This window comes from Actinoplanes sp. M2I2 (assembly GCF_023544445.1).
Taxonomy (GTDB): domain Bacteria; phylum Actinomycetota; class Actinomycetes; order Mycobacteriales; family Micromonosporaceae; genus Actinoplanes.
The window spans coordinates 1-18,350 of sequence record NZ_JALPVJ010000036.1; the positions used below are offsets into that span (position 1 = coordinate 1).

At 73.2% G+C, this 18,350-nt stretch carries 15 protein-coding genes; 1 reads left to right on the forward strand and 14 read right to left on the reverse strand.

The window, feature by feature from the left end; translation table 11 throughout:
* Positions 1-160 precede the first annotated feature (160 nt).
* A complete protein-coding gene (locus tag HJC40_RS42145) occupies positions 161-613 on the forward strand; it encodes an NUDIX domain-containing protein (RefSeq protein WP_250009335.1) in 453 nt (150 codons plus the stop codon).
* A 5-nt stretch (positions 614-618) separates the two neighbouring features.
* On the opposite strand, the gene HJC40_RS42150 is transcribed toward HJC40_RS42145, so the two are convergent.
* The 14 genes from HJC40_RS42150 to HJC40_RS42215 all read right to left on the reverse strand — a co-directional run bounded on the left by HJC40_RS42150 (position 619) and on the right by HJC40_RS42215 (position 18,314).
* The gene (locus HJC40_RS42150; protein WP_250009338.1) at positions 619-1,455 is read right to left on the reverse strand and encodes a shikimate dehydrogenase; all 837 of its coding nucleotides are present in this window, start codon (positions 1,453-1,455) and stop codon (positions 619-621) included.
* 10 nt (positions 1,456-1,465) lie between these two features.
* On the reverse strand, positions 1,466-2,662 hold the full coding sequence (gene mltG, locus HJC40_RS42155) for an endolytic transglycosylase MltG (protein ID WP_250009340.1): 1,197 nt from the start codon (positions 2,660-2,662) through the stop codon (positions 1,466-1,468).
* The gene (ruvX, locus tag HJC40_RS42160; RefSeq protein ID WP_250009342.1) at positions 2,659-3,117 is read right to left on the reverse strand and encodes a Holliday junction resolvase RuvX; all 459 of its coding nucleotides are present in this window, start codon (positions 3,115-3,117) and stop codon (positions 2,659-2,661) included. The genes mltG and ruvX overlap by 4 nt, the downstream gene beginning before the upstream one ends.
* 23 nt (positions 3,118-3,140) lie before the next feature.
* Complete coding sequence (gene alaS, locus HJC40_RS42165) at positions 3,141-5,825, reverse strand: alanine--tRNA ligase (RefSeq protein WP_250009343.1); 2,685 nt, start codon at positions 5,823-5,825, stop codon at positions 3,141-3,143.
* Positions 5,822-6,091 carry a hypothetical protein gene (locus tag HJC40_RS42170; RefSeq protein WP_250009345.1) on the reverse strand — a complete coding sequence of 90 codons (270 nt, stop codon included), beginning with the start codon at positions 6,089-6,091 and terminating at the stop codon, positions 5,822-5,824. The genes alaS and HJC40_RS42170 overlap by 4 nt, the downstream gene beginning before the upstream one ends.
* A 42-nt stretch (positions 6,092-6,133) precedes the next feature.
* A complete protein-coding gene (locus tag HJC40_RS42175; protein WP_250009346.1) occupies positions 6,134-6,586 on the reverse strand; it encodes a DUF948 domain-containing protein in 453 nt (150 codons plus the stop codon).
* Positions 6,587-6,662: 76 nt separating this feature from the next.
* Entirely contained in the window at positions 6,663-7,544 is an 882-nt protein-coding gene (locus tag HJC40_RS42180) for a hypothetical protein (RefSeq protein ID WP_250009347.1), read from the reverse strand.
* Between the two features lie 4,001 nt (positions 7,545-11,545).
* On the reverse strand, positions 11,546-13,222 hold the full coding sequence (locus HJC40_RS42185) for a replication-associated recombination protein A (RefSeq protein ID WP_250009350.1): 1,677 nt from the start codon (positions 13,220-13,222) through the stop codon (positions 11,546-11,548).
* Between the two features lie 148 nt (positions 13,223-13,370).
* A complete protein-coding gene (locus tag HJC40_RS42190) occupies positions 13,371-13,598 on the reverse strand; it encodes a hypothetical protein (RefSeq protein ID WP_250009351.1) in 228 nt (75 codons plus the stop codon).
* Between the two features lie 84 nt (positions 13,599-13,682).
* Positions 13,683-14,354 (reverse strand): hypothetical protein, encoded by a 672-nt coding sequence (locus HJC40_RS42195; protein ID WP_250009353.1) that lies wholly within the window; start codon positions 14,352-14,354, stop codon positions 13,683-13,685.
* A 37-nt stretch (positions 14,355-14,391) separates the two neighbouring features.
* The gene (locus tag HJC40_RS42200) at positions 14,392-14,880 is read right to left on the reverse strand and encodes a GyrI-like domain-containing protein (RefSeq protein WP_250009354.1); all 489 of its coding nucleotides are present in this window, start codon (positions 14,878-14,880) and stop codon (positions 14,392-14,394) included.
* An 11-nt stretch (positions 14,881-14,891) separates the two neighbouring features.
* On the reverse strand, positions 14,892-15,710 hold the full coding sequence (locus tag HJC40_RS42205; protein ID WP_250009356.1) for a sugar nucleotide-binding protein: 819 nt from the start codon (positions 15,708-15,710) through the stop codon (positions 14,892-14,894).
* 12 nt (positions 15,711-15,722) lie between these two features.
* The gene (gene aspS, locus HJC40_RS42210; RefSeq protein ID WP_250009358.1) at positions 15,723-17,525 is read right to left on the reverse strand and encodes an aspartate--tRNA ligase; all 1,803 of its coding nucleotides are present in this window, start codon (positions 17,523-17,525) and stop codon (positions 15,723-15,725) included.
* 84 nt (positions 17,526-17,609) lie between these two features.
* Positions 17,610-18,314 carry a hypothetical protein gene (locus tag HJC40_RS42215; RefSeq protein WP_250009360.1) on the reverse strand — a complete coding sequence of 235 codons (705 nt, stop codon included), beginning with the start codon at positions 18,312-18,314 and terminating at the stop codon, positions 17,610-17,612.
* Positions 18,315-18,350: the final 36 nt, after the last annotated feature.

Genomic DNA, 18,350 nt, shown 5'->3' on the forward strand with positions numbered 1-18,350 from the left:
CCGGCTCGCCGACCATGATGAGGCGGCCGATCCGGTAGGTGGGAACGGGCAGCGTCCCGGCCGCGTACTGCCGCCGAGCGGTGATGTACGCGATGCCGGTCGACGCCGCCCATTCCTTGAGGTTCACCCGAGCATCATAGCCGCCTTAAGAGCGCCAAAGATGCACGAAGCGCCAACAGTTAGCCGCCCCCACCCGGCGGTCCCGAGCGGCGCACCGGGCGTCTGGGCTGCCCCCGGTGGTGGCATCGAACCGGGTGAGGACGGGCGGTCCGCGCTGCGCCGCGAGCTGCTGGAGGAGACGGGCCTGGTCACCGCGGTCGATCCGCCGCACGTCTGGCATCAAGTGATCGTCGGCGCGGACCAGGCGTCCGGCTTCGACGGCATCGTCAACGACTACTTCCTCGTGCGGACCGCCCGCTTCGAGCCTCGGGGCGAGTTCACCGACGACCACCTCGCGGCTGATGAGCTCCTCGAGACCTTCCGGTGGTGGAGGCTCACCGAAGTCGCCGGTTACACCGGGCCTGACCTGTTCTCGCCGCGGGACCTTGCCACTCTGCTGTCCGACCTGCTCACGTCCGGGGTCCCCGCCGGCCCGGTCACCCTCGGTCTATGAAGACGTCATCGGGTCGCGGCGGCACGGAGCAGCGCTTCCCGCATCGCCTGCTCGGGGGCCGGGACGACGCCGGTGAACTGCTCGAACTGGCTCAGCGCCTGCGCCAGCAACAGGTCGAGACCGGACAGCACCGGTACGCCGTGGGCCAGCGCATCGGCCGCCAGCGGGGTCGGCCACGGGTCGTAGAGCGCGTCGAACAGCACCGTGCCGTCGCGCCAGGGCACCTCGCCGGCCAGGTGGTCGCCCGCGCCCTTGGGCACCGTGGAGATCACCGCATCGGCCTGGAACGTCTCGGGGGCGCGGCCCCACGGCACGCTCAGCATCGTGACGCCGAGCGCGGCCGCGGCCGGCGCCAACTCGGTCAGCGCGGCCGGGCGACGGGTCACCACCGTAACGGCCGAGGCGCCGAGCTGGGCGGCGGCGGCCAGGGCGGCGCGGGCTGTGCCGCCACCGCCGAGCACGGTCACCGACGGCGCGGGCTTGAGACCGGCGTCGCGCAGCACCCGGACCATGCCGGTCACGTCGGTGTTGTCGGCCTGCCAGCTGCCGTCCTCCCGGCGTACGAGCGTGTTGGCCGCACCCGTCGCGACCGCGACCGGGGTGGCCACCGCGGCCAGGCGCAGCGCCTCGGCCTTGAGCGGCATCGTCAGCGACAGCCCGGCCCACTCCGGGCCCAGCCCGGCGACCAGGGCGGCGAGGTCGGCCTCGACGCACTCGAAGGACGAGTACGACCAGCCGGGCAGCCCCGCCGCGGCGTAGCCGGCGTTGTGGATCACCGGCGACAGCGAGTGCGCGATCGGCCGGCCGCACACCGCGGCGCGCCGGGACGGGGTCGTTGTCACGCCCGACAGATTAGTCGCACTGCAGTTTGATGCCGTTCGCGCACGCCTTGTCGATGTTTTTCTCGTGCTCGGCGTCGGTGACGGCGAAGGCGGAGTTGCCGGCCTTGTCGACGGCCACGAAGAACAGCCACGGCCCGCTGGCCGGCTTCATCGCCGCCTGGAGCGCGGCCCGGCCCGGGCTGTCGATCGGGCCCGGGGTCAGCCCGGCCTGGCTCACCGAGTTGTACGGGTTCTTGGGGTCGTTGAGCTCGGCCTTGGACAGCTGACCGGAGTGCTTGGCCTCGCCGCCCTTGAGCTGGAGCCAGTAGTTCGCCGTGACGTCGAACTGCAGCGGCATCGGCGGCTTCTGGATGTACGTGCGGTTGTAGGCCACTCGGGCGATCTTCGCGGTGTCCTTGGCCGCGCCGGACTCGGCCTGGGCCAGCGACGCGACGATCAGCGCCTCGAAGGGCGACACCGACAGGTTGTTCTCCACCGTGTCGATGAAGCCGAGATCCGTGGTGGTGTCGATGAACTTGCCCACCATCACCTCGAGGATGCCCTTCGCGTCCAGCTTGGGGTCGAACTCGTACGTGTCCGGGAAGAGGAAGCCCTCGATCGACTTACGGGCCGGCTTGCCGTCGCGGCGGTTGAACCAGAAGTCGGGAACGCCCAGGTCCTCGGGCTTCTTGGCCGCTTCCACGAAGTCGTCCACCGGGATCTTGGTGGCCTTGGAGAGCAGCTCGTAGGTCTGCATCATGGTCAGACCCTCGCGGATGGTGACACCGCGGGTGACACGCGCCTTGGGGTCCAGGAGCATGGTCACGGCGTTGGCCGCCGACATCTGCTTCTTCATGTTGTACGTGCCGGACTGGATGTTCTTGCCCTTGGGGTTCTCGTCCGCGGCGTTGACGAAGGCCTTGGTGCTCTTGACGACGTCGGACTCGACCAGCGTGTTGCCGATCTCGGTCAGGGTCGCGTTCTTCTCGATCGTGACCTGCATGGCCTCGCCGCCGGCGCCGTCGTAGTCGGCGGCCGTGAAGAATCCCTTGACCTTGTTGTAGCCGAAGTACACGCCACCACCGAGCGCGGCGAGCAGGACAAAAGCCATCACAAAGGCGATGCCGGACTTGCCCGAGCCCTTCTTGGCACCGCGGGCGCCCCGCCGATGACGGGGCTTGCCTTTCTCGGCATGCTCGTCGAAAGCCAGGTCCAGCTCGTCGATCATCTCTGCCTCCGCTGTGCGTCCAGCCAGCTCTGCAGGATCTCCACCGCGGCCGCCTGGTCGACGACCGCCCGCTGACGCTTCCCTCGGACGCCACGCTCGGCCAGCCTACGGGTCGCGACCACGGTCGACATCCTTTCGTCCGTCAAGACGACCGGCACTTCGCCGACCGCCGCCACCAGTCGCCCGGTGTACGCACGGATGTCGATGGCAGCAGGCCCCTCAGCCCCGTTCAGGCGAACCGGGAGTCCCACCACGATCTGCACCACCTCGTGTTCCCCCACGAGGCGGACGAGCTCAGCTATGTCGCCAGGCACGGCATCCTCAGCCGCACCCATGTCACGGGACAACGTGACCAGGGGGGTGGCCAGAATCCCGTCAGGGTCGCTGATGGCGACCCCGACGCGCACCTTACCGACATCCACGCCCAGTCGCCTACCCCGCGACAGTGCGCTCATTCGGCCACCCTCCGTAGTCACCACTAGGCCGCAGCCTCGTTCACCGCCTTCTCGACCGCCGCCAGCAGCGACGGGACCTGGTCGGCGGGGAGACCGCCACCCTGGGCCAGATCGGCGTTGCCGCCGCCCCGGCCGGACAGCGCGCCCTTGACCAGGTCGGCCGCGGAGAGCCCGCGACCCTTCGCCGCCGCGTTGAGCGCGACGATCAGCGACGCCTTGCCGTTCGACCGGGCCGCCACCGCGACGACCGCGGGGCGAGCCGCGTCGATCTTGCCGCGGATCTCCTGGGCCAGGGTACGCACGTCGTTGCCGGCCGCCCCTTCCGGAGCCTCGGCCCCGACGAAGGCCACGCCGCGCAGGTCCTTGGCCTGGGCGGCCAGCGTGCCGGCGCCGCCGAGCACCATCTGGGCCCGCATCTTCTCGAGCTCCTTCTCGGCGTCGCGCAGCGCGGTGACCGTCTGCTCGACCCGGTCGGCGACCTGGTCGCCGGGCACCCGGAACAGCTCGGCCAGGCGGGACACCAGCAGGTGCTCCTTGGCCAGGAAGCCGAACGCGTCGATGCCGACCAGGGCCTCCACGCGGCGCACGCCGGAGCCGATCGACTGCTCGTTGAGGATCTTCACGAGGCCGAGCTGGCCCGAGCGGGCCACATGCGTGCCGCCGCAAAGTTCACGCGCGTAGTCGCCGACTTCAACCACTCGGACCTCGTCGCCGTACTTCTCCCCGAACAGCGCCATCGCGCCCAGCCGGCGCGCTTCCTCCTGGGAGGTGATGAACGCGTGGACCTCGAGGTCACGCAGCAGCACCTCGTTGACCTGCTGCTCGACGTCGTTGAGCACCGCGGGCGAGACGGCCCCCGGGGTGTTGAAGTCGAACCGCAGCCGGCCCGGGGCGTTCAACGAGCCGGCCTGGGTCGCCGACTCGCCGAGGAACGCGCGCATCGTCTGGTGGATCAGGTGGGTCGCCGTGTGCGAGCGCGAGATCGCCTTGCGCCGGGTCACGTCGATCTCGGCCTCGGCCGCCTCGCCCACCCGGATCTCGCCCCGGATGACCCGCGCCTTGTGCACGATCAGGCCCGGGACGGGCTGCTGCACGTCGACGACCTCGACCTGGCCGCCGCCGACCTTGATGACGCCGGTGTCGGCCTGCTGGCCACCGCCCTCGGCGTAGAACGGCGTCGTGTCGAGGACCAGCTCGACGAAGTCGCCCTCGCCGGCCACCTCGAGCGCGCCGCCGCCACCGATCAGCGAGCGCACCCGCGACTCGCGGGTGACCTCCTGATAGCCGGTGAACTCGACCGGGCCGCCGGCGTCGAGCGCGGTCCGGTAGGCCGAGAGGTCGGCGTGACCGGTCTTGCGCGCCGCCGCGTCGGCCTTGGCCCGGGACCGCTGGTCGGCCATGAGCCGGCGGAAGCCGTCCTGGTCGACGTCGAGGCCCTGCTCCTGCGCGATCTCCAGGGTCAGGTCGATCGGGAAGCCGTACGTGTCGTGCAGCTGGAACGCGCGGTCGCCGCTCAGCTTGGCGCCGCCCGTCTTCTTGGTGTCGCTGATCGCGGTGTCGAGGATCGTCGTGCCCGCGCGCAGCGTGGAGAGGAACGCGTCCTCCTCGGCGTACGCGTACGTGGAGATCCGGCCGAACTCCTCGGCCAGCTCCGGGTACGACGGCGCCATGCAGTCGCGGGCCACCGGCAGCAGCTCGGGCAGCGCCGGCGCCTGCCAGCCGAGCAGGCGGATCGACCGGATCGCCCGGCGCATGATCCGCCGCAGCACGTAGCCACGGCCCTCGTTGCTCGGCGTGACACCGTCGCCGATCAGCATGAGCGCGGTGCGCACGTGGTCGGCGATCACCCGCAGGCGTACGTCGTCGGGGTGCGACTCGCCGGCGACGTGCCCGGAGTGCGCGCCGTAGACCTTGCCGGTCATCTCGGCCGCGCGGGCCAGGATCGGGCGGACCTCGTCGATCTCGTACAGGTTGTCGACGCCCTGCAGGACCGACGCGACGCGCTCCAGGCCCATGCCGGTGTCGATGTTCTTGTTGGGCAGGTCGCCGACGATCGTGAAGTCGGTCTTCGACTTCACGTCGGTGATGGCGTACTGCATGAAGACCAGATTCCAGATCTCCATGTAGCGGTCCTCGTCGACCGCCGGACCACCCTCACGGCCGTACTGCGGGCCGCGGTCGTAGAAGATCTCCGAGCACGGGCCGGCCGGGCCGGGGATGCCCATCGACCAGAAGTTGTCCTTCTCGTTGCGGCGAACGATCCGCGACTCGGGGACGCCGATGGCCTTCCAGTGCGCGTACGCCTCGTCGTCGTCCAGGAAGACGGTCGGCCAGATCCGCTCCGGGTCGAGGCCGTAACCCCCCTCGGACTGCGGCTTGGTGACCAGCTCCCAGGCGAGCTTGATCGCGCCTTCCTTGAAGTAGTCGCCGAACGAGAAGTTGCCGTTCATCTGGAAGAACGTGCCGTGCCGAGAGGTCTTGCCGACCTCGTCGATGTCCGGCGTACGGATGCACTTCTGCACGCTGACGGCGCGCTTGAAGGCCGGGCTGCGCTGACCCAGGAAGTACGGCACGAACTGGACCATGCCGGCGTTGATGAACAGCAGGTTGGGGTCGTCGATAGCGGGCAGCGGGGCACTCGGCACGACCGTGTGCCCGTTGGCCTCGAAATGCGCCAGATAGCGCCGCTTGATCTCCGCCGTTTTCATCGGTTCCCCTCCTGGCCGTCCGGGCCGTCCTCGTCCACGTACAGCTCACCCTGGGCGAAAGCCTTGTTGATCTGTTCCTCGCGGTCCGCCGCGAGCTCACGGACGTCATCCACGAAGCTACGCACCGACTCGACCAGGCCGCCAGCGGATTGCGACAGCGTGGTGGCGATGCCGGACGGGGTGAACTCGTTCGCCTTCTGGGTGAGTTTGCGAACGACGACGGCGCCGACGGCCAGGCCGACGCCCAGCCAGAGCAGGCGCTTCATGGCGGGTGGTTCCCTTCGCTTGTCTTGTCGGGTGACGGCTGGTCAGCGGCGAGCGGCCTTGCGGCGCTGCTTGAGGGTCTCGCGGATCTCCCGGGACTCCTCGGCGTTCCGCCGGGCCTGCACGGTCTTGCGCAGGCCGTAGCCGAACGACGCCACCTTGACCAACGGGTTGGCCGCCGCGGCCGCGACGACCGTCGACAGGTTGGCCACGTTGGCGGTGACGTGCGCGGCGTGCTCGGTGATCGTGTCGACCTTCTCGAGCTGGACGTTCACTCCGTCCAAAGAGACCTGCACCTGACCCAGTGCGGTGTTCACGTTACGGACAGTCTCGTTCACGTCACCCAGCAGCGGGCCGGTACGGTCGGTCAGGTCGTTGATCGCCCGCGTGGCGGCGTCGACCGTGCGGCCCAGCTTGAAGATCGGCACGGCGAGCACGAAGACGAGCATCAGAAACGCGCCCGCCGCGATCAGGCCTGCGATATCTCCGGCGTCCATCAGGCGCTTCTCCCTTACAAAGATCACATTCGGCGGGTCAACGTGCAGACCCTACCGTCCGTGACCTCAGCCCGCGTCACGACGCCGAGGGTGTCGGCGTCAGGAGCGGGTCGTCGGGGATCGGCGCGTCCGGGGTCTCCCCCACCAGCGGGCTCTTCTGCGGGTCGGGCTTGCCGCGGGTGTCGGCGATCGCGTGCCACACCTTGATACTCACCGAGGATCCGACGCACTGCCCCGGCGGCGTCACCGGCGGAGCCGTCGACCCGGCCAGCGCCGGGTCGTTGGCGGCGATCTGGTCGACCTCGCACTTGGGCCGGCCCACGCGCAGGTCCAGTGTGAACTCGTCCCGCTTCCAGCAGGTGTAGGTGCCGTCCCCGGTCTTGAGCGGCTCCTCCGGGCAGTCCGCCACCTTCCACGGCGACCAGCCGGCCGAGGTCAGAGCCGAGGTGTACGCCGCGGTGGTCTCCGGGATCGGCCGCTGCGACTCGGCCGTACGCTCGCGGAACGTGCAGTCGATGAAGCACCACCGGCTGCCGCTGCTCTGGTCGTCGACCTTCTGCGTGGCCCACGTGGGCACGTCGAGCGAGTCGAGCGAGCCGAACACCGGGTCGCTGCTTGCGGCGCGCAGACCGAAGAAGGCCGGCAGCACGACCAGCACCACGACGGCCAGCGAGAGCAGGACGAGCTTGCGCCGGCTGCGCAGTTGCTGACGCAGGCCGCCGCGGCCCGGCTCGTCGTCGGGCTCGTCCTCGCCCGGGCCGGCCGCCCCGGCGATGCCCGCGGCCTTCGCCGCCGCGGCCTTGGCCCCGACGACCGGAGCCCGGGCGGCGCCGCTCGAACGTCCATCTTCACCCCTGAGGGGTACGCCGTCGCCGTCCGGTCCCGAGCCGGCGGATGCCCGCGCGGGCATCCCCGCGGGCGCGGCCACCGAGGCCGAGCCGACCCGGGCGGCGGCCACTGCGCCACCGACGGGCGCGGCGCCCCCGGACGCCGGTCGGACCCTCGCGGCGCCGGCGGCGCTGCCCGGCACACCGGCCGAGGCCGGTCCCGCGGCAACGCCGGCAGCGCCGACGGCGGCCGAGCCCGCAGTGCCGACCGACGCGGAACCCGCCGCACCGCCGACCGAAGCCGAACCCGCCGCGCCGCCGACCGACGCTGAACCCGCCGGGCCGCCGACCGATGCGGACCCGGCCGCACCGCCGACCGATGCAGAACCTGCCGCACCGCCGACCGACGCCGAACCCGCCGCACCGCCGACCGACGGGTCGCCGCTCGCCGAGCCGTGCGTCGTCGGGCTTGCCGGGCGGCCGGGCGCCACCGCGCGGGCGGCCGCGGCCGCACCGCCCTGGGCACCACGAACCGCCGGAGAAGCTGCCGGCCCGGCGCCCGGAGCCGCCGTTCCACCGCCCTGAGCGGATCGAACGGCCGCCGAACCCGCCGAGCCACTCATCGCGGCCGAAGCAGCACCGCCCTGAGCACCACGAACCGCCGCTGAACCCGCCGGGGCCGCACCGCTCTGGGCAGCACGAACCGCCGCCGAACCCGCCGGGCCGGAAGCAGTACCGCCCTGGGAGCCACGACCCGCCGGTCCGTCGATCGGGCCCGAAGCGGCACCGCCCCGAGCGCCACGAACCCCCGCCGACCCCGCGGTGGCACCACGCTGAGCACCGCGAACCGCCCGGGAACCCGCCGCCGGGCCGGCAGCGGGATTGTTCTGAGCGGCACGAATCGCCGCGGTTCCGGCCGGCCCACCGGCTGCGGCCGGGCCCGTCGCCGAAGCGGCAGCGCCCGGGCCGGCCGGCGGTCGGCCGGGCACCGCTTGTGCTCGTGAAAGTTGCCCGTATTCACCCGGGACCTGGTCGGCGTCGCCCGGCGCCGCTCCGGGCGCCCGGCCGTGCCGGGGCCGGTCGTTGTCGTCCTGGTCGGCATCGCCGCGCGGCACGCCGGGGACGCTTCCGGCCCGCGAAAGCTGGCCGTACTCCCCCGGCACCGGCGACGTCTGCGCGGGCGCCGGTGTTCCGTAGTCCTGCGCGGGAGCGGACCGCCCATAGGCATCCGGCACCGGCTGACCGTAGGGCTGACCCGGCGACGGATGGTGGTAATCCCGGACCGGCAGCGGGGGGTGGGGCTGGGCCGGCGACGACTGGCCGTAGTCCTGAGCCGGCTCGGCGTGACCATAAGGCCGAGTGGACGGCGGTTGGCCGTAGTCCTGAGCCGGCCCGGCTTGGCCGTAAGGCTGGGCCGGCGACGGCTGGCCGTAGTCCTGAGCCGGCGCCGCCTGGCCGTAGGGCTGAGAGGGCGACGGCTGGTTGCCGGACGGGGCGTTCGGCGCCTGCCCGTAGAGGCTCTGCGGCCGGCCCGGCGATACCGGATCGGCCGGCGGAGACACCGGACGAACGGGAGCAGCGCCCGCGCCCCTCCCGCCCCGGCTGCGGCGGCCCGGCTCAGGCCGGCCCTGGCCCTGGCGGCTGTCCTCGTTCTGGTCGCCCGGCTGCGGCTGGCCTGGCTGTGACTGGCCCGGCTGTGACTGGCCCGGCTGTGACTGGCGTGGTTGCGGCTGGCCCGGCTGCGGCTGGCCCGGCTGCGGACCGCCACGCCGGCCGACCCGGCCCGACGCCTCACCGGCCCGGGGGATGACGCCCGAGGTCTGCCCGGCCATCGCGCCGGCCCGCCCCGGAACCGCCGGGGTCCGCACGCCTTCGCGCCCCGGCACGACCGGCGGCACCACAGCAGCGGCCCGCGCGGTCTGCCCCGCCCCGGTCGCCCCGGGCGGGGTTACGGGGAAACCGCCGGTGTGCCCCGACATCCCGGCGCCGCCCGGGCCACGCCCGCCGGCGCCGCTCTGACCCGGACCACCCTGCGGTCCGACCCGGCCCGACCGGCCCGGTGCACCCTGGTCAGCGCCGTCCTGCGGCGTGCCGCGGCCCGGCCGCGCCGGTCCACCTCGATCAGTCCCGTGCTGCGTCCCACCACGACCAGGCCGGGCCGGCCTGGTCGGATCGGAAAAATCCTGCGCCTCACCGCCGCCACCGGGTCCGCCCGACCCGTCGGGATCGGGGACCTCCTGCGACCCACCACGACCGGGCCCGGCCGGCCCGTCCGGGCGAGGGCCGCCCTGCGGTCCGGCGGTGTCCGGGCCGGACTGTGGCCCGCCGCGTCCCGCACCGCCGTGGCGGGGGACGCTGCGGCTGCCACCGCCGGGCTCGAGCGATTCCGACCGGCGGCCGCCCTGCGTGGGCACGGCACCCCGGCCGGCCCGGCCACCGCGACCGTCCTGCTCCGCCACCTGTCGCGCGCTGCCCTCATCGGGCAGATCGCGGGCGCGGGCGGGCCCGCCGGGGCCTGCGGGATCCCACGGACCGGTGGAGTCCCCCGCGGCGCCACGAAGATCGTCCGACTGGCCGGGACGCGCGGATCCGCGGCCGCGTTCGCCTGGTTCGGCGGTGCCGTGCCGACCCGTGCGCTCGCCCGGGCCGTCGTTGTCGCCGCGCCCGTGCCGGCCGCCGACCGGCCCGGTGCCACGTCCGGCGCCGACCTGGCCGGTTCCGGCGCCGGCATAGTCTGGTCCACCACCGGGGAAGGCCGGCCCCGCCGCACCGGACACGGGCCGTCCCGCACCGGCGCCGCCGAGCTCACCGGCCGCCGGATGGCGCTCGTAAGCGCCGGACTCACCGGAACCACTGCCGTACTCACCGGCCGAACCCCGCCGGTCGGCGCCGGGAGCACCCGGCGCACCCGAAGCGGGACGAGCGGCACCGCCGTACTCGACGGCCGAACGACGCCGCCCGACGCCCGAAGCACCCGGCACACCGGAAGCGGGACGAGCAGCACCGCCGTACTCGGCGGCCGCACCACGCCCGCCGGCATCAGGAGCGCCGCCGTACTCACCGGCCGCACCACGACCGCCGGCACCCGGAGCACCGGAAGCGGGGCGAGCGGCACTGCCGTACTCACCGGCCGAACGAGAACCGCCGACACCGGGAGCACCGGCCGGTCGCGCGGCGCCGCCGTACTCACCGGCCGGGCCGCGACCGCCGACACCCGGATCATCGGACGCCCCGGAACCGGCGCCGAACGCACCCGAAGCCGCGTCACGACCGCGGTAACCGGCGCCGTCGGGCGCACCCGAAACCGGCTGCCCGGGGCCGCCCGGCGACGGGCCGTCGGAGCGGAAGCGGTCACGACCGCGAGTCGACCCGCCCGGAGAGGTCGGGCGCGAAGCCGGGGACACCGGCCGGACCGAGGGCACCTGGGGGGCGTTTCCGGTGACCGGCACGACCGGACCGGACGTCATGCCGTCGAAGTCACGGGGGTCCACGCCGGGCCGGCCCGGAGACCCGTGCTGCTCGGGCGCACCACGCCCCGGTGCCTGGGCCCGCCCGGCCGGCGTGCCCTGACCCGGCCCCGGCGGAACCGCGCCGCCGGGCTGGGGCGCGCCCTGCGGCGGAACGCCGGCGCGGCCCGGGGCAGCCTGGACGGGAACCGCCCGGCCGCCGGGGATCTGACCCCGCGAGCCACGCCCCGGAGGCACCGCCCCGGGCTGGCCCGGGTGCGGCGAACCCGGAGATGGTTGGCCAGGGTGCGGCTGGACCGGCTGGGCCCGGCCGGGGGCCGGGGCCGGCGGCCGGGCGCCGGCCGGGAACTCACCGCTGCCGCCCGGCTCGTCGGGGGCGGCGCCGAAGGCGGGGAAGTCGTCGCTGTCCGGGACGTCGTCGGGGCCGGGGGCCTTCCGGCCGGACTTGCCGAACCGGGTCTCGCCGGCGAGGGTGCCGGGGCCGATCGCGCTCCGCTCCTGTTTCGCCGTGCGCAGATCGTCGAGCCAGCCGGTCTCCTCCTGCGACACCACCTCGGGCTCGACCGGCTCGGGACGCCCGCGGCCGAATCGGCGACCCTTTCGCCCCCCGGCCTGCTCGTTGCGCAGGTCAGCGTCGTCGTCGGGCCGATCGGCACCGCGCGGGGTCACGGCTGTTCCTTTCCGGCGGCTGAGCCGCTGTCGTCTGCCCTCTCGGGTGTGGCCGGCGCAGTCGTCCCGGTCACGTCCGGATCGGCGAGGCTACCAGCCGCGGCTGTGGGCACGCTCCCATCGGAAGCGGCCGCGGCCGGGACGGGGCCGGGTGACGCGGGCCGCTCCTGCTCGAGATCGGCCGCGCCGGGAGGTACCGGCTGTTCCTGCGTGGTCGCGGGCAAGCGTCCCTCATCGGCGGCCGGCGCACCACCCGTCGGGGGGCTGTTCCGGGCGGACGGCACATCCGTTGCACGCAGCGTTGCCGGGCGACCACGGACGATGCGCCGCAGGCGCGGCACACGCTCGCCCATCGCGCGCTCGGCGCCGTGGTCGGTCGGCTGGTAGTACTCCGCGTCGGCCAGATCGTCCGGCAGATAGCGCTGCGTCACCACTCCGCGGGGGTCGTCGTGCGGATAGCGATAACCACGGCCGTGCCCGAGCCCCCGGGCGCCCGGGTAATGGGCGTCGCGCAGGTGGGACGGCACCGCGCCGCCGCGGCCGGCCCGGACGTCGGCCATGGCCGCGCCGATCGCCGTGGTCACGCTGTTGGACTTGGGCGCGGTGGCCAGGTGCACCACGGCTTGGGCCAGGCTGAGCCCGGCCTCGGGCAGACCCACGTTCTGGACGGCCTGCGCGGCCGCCGTGGCCACCAGCAGCGCCTGCGGATCGGCCATGCCCACGTCCTCGCTGGCGAAGATGACGATGCGCCGGGCGATGAACCGCGGGTCCTCGCCGGCCACCAGCATGCGGGCCAGCCAGTGCAGCGCCGCGTCGGGGTCGCTGCCGCGCATGCTCTTGATGAACGCGCTGGTCACGTCGTAGTGGGCGTCGCCGTCGCGGTCGTAGCGCACGGCGGCCACGTCGACCGCTTTCTCCGCGGTCGCGAGGTCGATCTCATGCGCGCCCTGCGCCTCGGCCGAGCCCGCCGCGGCTTCGAGGGCGGTGAGCGCCTTGCGGACGTCGCCCGACGCCAGGCGTACGAGATGCTCCTCGGCCTCGGGTGCGAGGGTGACCGCGCCGCCCAGGCCGCGCTCGTCGGCGACCGCGCGGCGCAGCAGGCCGCGGACGTCGTCGTCGTCGAGCGCCTGCAGGGTGAGCAGCACACAGCGCGACAGCAGCGGCGAGATGACCGAGAAGTACGGATTTTCGGTGGTGGCCGCGAGGAGGGTGACCGTCCGGTCCTCGACCGCGGCGAGCAGCGAGTCCTGCTGGGTCTTGCTGAAGCGGTGGACCTCGTCGATGAACAGCACGGTGGGCGGGCCGCCGTGACGGCGTTCACGGCGGGCCGTGTCGATCACCGCGCGCACGTCCTTGACCCCGGCCGAGAGCGCCGACATGGCGACGAACTTGCGGTTGGTGGCCCCGGCGACGAGGTGGGCGATCGTGGTCTTGCCGGTGCCGGGCGGGCCCCACAGGATCACCGACATCGGGCTGGCCCCGGTGACCAGCTGACGCAGCGGCGCGCCGGGAGCGAGCAGATGTTCCTGGCCGACCAGCTCGTCGAGGGTGGCGGGCCGCATGCGCACCGGCAGCGGGGCGTCGGCCGCCGGGGCGGTGAAACCGTCGGCCGGACCGGGGGCCGGGGTGGCGCCCGGCCGAGCCAGGGAGAAGAGCCCGTCCGGTGGAGTCATCGGTTCAACCATCGGGACGAACAGTACCGGCCCACCGGCACGGGACGCGAAGTCCACGTGCCGGCGGGCCGGGTGCGAGCCGTGCCAGGCGGGGCGCCGGTGGCTCGCGAGGAGAAGCTGCGTGGGGGGATGGTCAAGACCGAGGCGATCAGCCGCGGCCCGGGCGGCGGCCGTAGAAGCGACGGCCGCTGCTGCCGCCGCTGCCGCTGCCGGCGCGCGGTCCGCTGCCGACGCCCGCGAGGTAGAGCGCGAGCAGCAGCAGGCCCAGGGAGGCCATGGTCTGGAAGTTGAACAGGTCGGGGGCGCCCAGGTTGGTGTCGAGCAGGTCCAGCAGGAGCCAGACACCGAAGACGACTGCGGCGGCGATAGCGAGCATTTTGTTTTCCTCCGGGGGGTGAGAGCCTTGTCACGCAAATACCCCGGGGCCGGTCCTGCCCAAACTCCATCCTGGAGTGGGTGATCATGGCAACGAATTGACGGCCTTGGCGATGAGCAGGACGGCGATCAGCAGGGCCGTGGCCGACTCGAGGGCCATCGCCGCCTTGGCCCACCGCGACAACGGCAGGGTGTCGGTCGGGCTGAACGCGGTCGCGTTGGTGAAGGCCAGATAGAGGTAGTCGAGGAAGTACGGCTCCCAGTCCTTGGGCGCGAGCTGCGGCGAGGTCATCGGCGGGAAGAGGAAGTCCGGGTACGGGTCGGTCCCCCGCGCCCGTTGCGCCGGCCCACCCCGGTCGAGCTCCCAGAACCAGACCGCGAACGACAGCACGTTGAGCAGGTAGATGGCCCCGCCCACGGCGATCAGCGTGGCCGCCGAGCCGGTGTCGTGGCCGGTCAGGATGTCCCGGACGAGCATCGCCACCGACCACGCGTTGCCCAGGGTGGCCACGGCGATCAGGGTCAGGCCGACCATGCGCAGGGCCGGGGTGTCCCGTTTGATCCGCCTCGGGTCGGCCGCGACCAGCACCACCGCCATCGCGACCTCGATCACCGGCAGCAGCCACCTGGGGCCGAGGGTCAGCCGGTCGGGCAGCATCACCTGGAGCGCGACCATCACCACGACCGCGAGCGCGGCCGGCCAGCGGTGCTCGGGATCGGTGTGCCGCCGCCACGCGGGCGCGGACAGGCCGTCCACCCGCTGTTCCTCTCTGTCGCCCCCGGCCGCCGGCATCTCAGTCGGCGAGGCGGAAGAACAGGTCGGTGCGCCACTTGTGCAGGTCGGGCTGCTCGGCCGGGTCGGTCATCAGCACCTCGAGGCGGCAGCCCCACACCTCGCCGGTCGGGGTGGGCTGCATGTCCCAGGCCAGGTCGTGGTCGCGGGCCCAGTCGAGCAGCCGCGCGATGACCGTCATCAGCTGGTCGGGGTGGCCGACGTGGCCGACCGTGGCGTAGCGACCGGCCGGCAGCGTCTCGACGAACATCGGGGCCGGCACGTCCACCGGCTCGCTGATCGGGATGCCGGCCTCCACCACCAGGTCGGCCGACATGTCGATCACCCGGTAGCGGAAGAACGGCGCCCCGGCGATCGGCACCCCACGCTCGGCGAGCCGGGCGGCCATGACCGGCAGGTGATCGGCGACGCGCGCGAACTGGGTCATCGAGATGGACTCGCGCCGGCCGACGTACGACTGCTCGGCCCGCTCGACGATGGTCGGCTCCACGGAGATCAGTCTCACACGTCCGCGGGCCGGTCACCCGGGACGGCGGCGATCGGCCGCAACCGGGTCCGCAGCACCGAGCGGGCCAGCGACGTGTCCAGCTTGACGTCGAGCGGACGCGGCCCGATCCCGGCGTCGGTGCTGAGACCGGTGGGCAACGCCGACGGGTCGCGGCCGTGCGCGCGGGCGATCAGGCGGCCGAACTCGGCCCGGGAGACCGCGTCCGGCCCGGCCACGTTGAGGATGCCGGCGAATCGCGAGTCGGCCAGCTCGAGCAGCGCGCCCGCGAGGTCGGCGACGTGCACCGGGCAGCGGATCTCGTCGGTGAAGAGCACGCCCCGCTGCCGGCCGTCGAGCAACCCGAGCACGAGCTGCTCCTGCTTGCCCTGGGCGCTGCCGTAGATCAGCGACGTCCGGACGACGACCGCGGACGGGTCGATCGCGGTGACCGCGGTCTCGGCCGCCGCCTTGGCCGCGCCGTAGACGGTGACCGGGGTGGGAGCGTCGTCCTCGGTGTAGGGGGCGGGCCGGCCGGCGTGCAGCGCGTCCGACGACACGTGCACCAGTCGCGCCCCGACCGCCGCGGCCTCGGCGGCCACGGTGGCCGCGCCGTCGGCCGACACCCGCCAGTCACCCCAGGTGCTGTTGATGACCAGCTTCGGGCGGACGGCCGAGATCAGCGCCCGGACCGCCTTGCGATCGGTGACGTCCACGGGCACCCAGCCGCCGGTCGTGGTGGTGGCCGTGCCCACCACCGCATGACCGGCGGCCGCCGCCTGACGGGCCACTTCGGAACCGAGGAAACCGGACGCGCCGACGAGGAGTGTGCTCATGAAGCGATCAGATCAGTTCGAGCGCTCCACGGGAACAGCCTGGCCGTCGGTGCCCGGCGTACCGGCCGCCGGCTTGGGCTTGGCGTCGATGCCGGCCTCGAGCCGCTGCTGCGCGGTGATCGGGGTGGGCGCCGTGGTCAGCGGGTCGTAGCCGCCGCGGGTCTTGGGGAACGCGATGACCTCACGGATCGACTCGTTGCCGCTGAGCAGCATGCACGTGCGGTCCCAGCCGAGCGCGATGCCGGCGTGCGGCGGCGGGCCGTACTTGAACGCCTCGAGCAGGAAGCCGAACTTGTCCTCGGCCTCCTCGGGCGTGATGCCGAGCAGATCGAAGACCCGGCTCTGGACGTCGGCCCGGTGGATACGGACGCTGCCGCCGCCGATCTCGTTGCCGTTGACGACGATGTCGTACGCGTAGGCCAGCGCCTGGTCGGGCGCCTCCTCGAAGCGGTCGAGCCACTCGTCGTTGGGCGAGGTGAAGGGGTGGTGGACCGCCGTCCAGCCGCCCTCGTCGGTCTTCTCGAACATGGGGGCGTCGACGACCCAGCAGAACGCCCAGGCCGACTCGTCGATCAGGCCGGACCGCTTGGCGATCTCGATGCGGGCCGCGCCGAGCAGTTCCTGCGCCTCGCGGCGCTCGTTGGCGGCGGCGAAGAAGATCGCGTCGCCGGGCTTGGCCCCGGTGGCGTCGGCCAGGCCGGTCAGGTGGGCCTCGGAGAGGTTCTTGGCGACCGGGCCGCGGGCGACCCCGGTCTCGGCGTCGAGCACCACGTAGGCCAGGCCGCGGGCGCCCCGGGCCTTGGCCCAGTCCTGCCAGCCGTCCAGCTCCTTGCGGGTCTGCGAGGCGCCGCCGGGCATGACGACCGCGCCGACGTAGCCGCCGTTGTCGATCGCGCCGGCGAACACCCGGAACTCGGTGCCGCGCAGGTAGTCGGTCAGCTCGACCAGCTCGACGCCGTAGCGCAGGTCGGGCTTGTCGGAGCCGTAGCGGTTCATCGCGTCGGTCCAGGTGATGCGCGGGATCGGCAGCTGCACCTGGTAGCCGGCGAGCTCGCTCCACAGCCGCGAGACGATCTCCTCGCCGAGCGCGATGATGTCGTCCTGCGTCACGAACGACATCTCGATGTCGAGCTGGGTGAACTCGGGCTGCCGGTCGGCCCGGAAGTCCTCGTCGCGGTAGCAGCGGGCGATCTGGTAATACCGCTCCATCCCGGCCACCATGAGCAACTGCTTGAAGAGCTGCGGCGACTGGGGCAGGGCATACCAGGTGCCGGGCTGCAGGCGCACGGGCACCAGGAAGTCGCGGGCGCCCTCGGGCGTCGACCGGGTCAGGGTCGGCGTCTCGATCTCGTTGAAGTCGCGGGCGTGCAGCACCTCGCGGGCGATCTGGTTGGCCCGCGAGCGCAGCCGCAGCGCGTTGGCCGGGCCGGACCGGCGCAGGTCGAGGTAGCGGTACTTCAGACGCAGGTCGTCGGACGCGGTGATCGTGTCGTCGACCGGCAGCGGCAGCGGTGCCGCCTCGGACAGGACGGTGAGCCGCGACGCCACGACCTCGATCTCACCGGTCGCCAGCTCGGGGTTGGCGTTGCCCTCGGGGCGCGCGGCCACCTCGCCGACGACCAGCACGCAGAACTCGTTGCGCAGAGCGTGCGCGTCCTCCTCGCGGAAGACCACCTGGACCACGCCGGAAGCGTCCCGCAGGTCGACGAAGATGACGCCGCCGTGGTCGCGCCGGCGGGCCACCCACCCGGCGAGCGTCACCGTCGTGCCGGCGTCGCTCGCGCGCAGGGTGCCGGCGTCATGGGTACGAATCACGACTGGTATCTCCTAGAGCTAAGACTCCGCACAACGGTCACAGGTGCCCCGACATTCTGTCAGGAGCGCCGGTGGCGACCGCCGTCAGCCCGTGACTTTCCACGAGGTGGCCCGCATGCCGGCGGTCCCGGTCCGGCCCACATCGGTGATCTCGACCAGCGCCATGCGGGCCGGGGTGGCCGCGGTGAGCACGCAGAGAACGGTCCCCTTGCGGACCGGGACGCCCGCCCCGGGGCCGATCGGGCTGGTCCGGATCGCCCGGGCGCACCCGGCCGCGTCCACGTCGGTGGTCTTGACCTGGCTGCCGCCGGCCGCGCCGGCCCCCAGCGTCAGGCTGGGTGGCTGGTCCCCGCAGCGGCTGTCGTACCGCAGGTCGCCGGCCTTCTCGGCGGCGTTCGAGCGCGGCTCGTCCAGGTCGAGGAAGAGCACGGCCGAGCAGCCGACCTGCACCCGCAACGGCTCCTGGGCGTACGAGACGTCGAAGCTCTCCCCCTGGGGCCGGGCCACGGCCGCGGCCGCCGCCGGCGCGGGTCGTTCGAGTGCCGCCCGGGCCAGGTTGGACGCCCGCCAGGCGACGAAGATCGCGACCCCGGCCACGTTCAGCGCGAACAGGGCGACGAGCAGGGCCACGAACGCGATCCCGGCGCGTTTCGGGCGCCGCCCGGCGATCCGCTCGGTCGGCCCGTCGGGGATCGGCGGCTCGATCCCGGGCTGCGGGCGGGCCGGGTTCATCGGGTAGGGGTCGCGAGGCCGGGACGGGTTGTTGTTGGAGGTGCGGAACATCGACATCAGCGGCTCCGAGCGGTCGGCAAACCGGATGAAGTG

Coding starts and splice junctions, on each gene's coding strand:
- HJC40_RS42145 (WP_250009335.1), top strand. CDS start 161: ATGCACGAAGCGCCAACAGTTAGCCGCCCCCACCCGGCGGTCCCGAGC.
- mltG (WP_250009340.1), bottom strand. CDS start 2,662: ATGATCGACGAGCTGGACCTGGCTTTCGACGAGCATGCCGAGAAAGGC.
- ruvX (WP_250009342.1), bottom strand. CDS start 3,117: ATGAGCGCACTGTCGCGGGGTAGGCGACTGGGCGTGGATGTCGGTAAG.
- alaS (WP_250009343.1), bottom strand. CDS start 5,825: ATGAAAACGGCGGAGATCAAGCGGCGCTATCTGGCGCATTTCGAGGCC.
- HJC40_RS42170 (WP_250009345.1), bottom strand. CDS start 6,091: ATGAAGCGCCTGCTCTGGCTGGGCGTCGGCCTGGCCGTCGGCGCCGTC.
- HJC40_RS42175 (WP_250009346.1), bottom strand. CDS start 6,586: ATGGACGCCGGAGATATCGCAGGCCTGATCGCGGCGGGCGCGTTTCTG.
- HJC40_RS42185 (WP_250009350.1), bottom strand. CDS start 13,222: ATGACTCCACCGGACGGGCTCTTCTCCCTGGCTCGGCCGGGCGCCACC.
- HJC40_RS42190 (WP_250009351.1), bottom strand. CDS start 13,598: ATGCTCGCTATCGCCGCCGCAGTCGTCTTCGGTGTCTGGCTCCTGCTG.
- HJC40_RS42205 (WP_250009356.1), bottom strand. CDS start 15,710: ATGAGCACACTCCTCGTCGGCGCGTCCGGTTTCCTCGGTTCCGAAGTG.
- HJC40_RS42215 (WP_250009360.1), bottom strand. CDS start 18,314: ATGTCGATGTTCCGCACCTCCAACAACAACCCGTCCCGGCCTCGCGAC.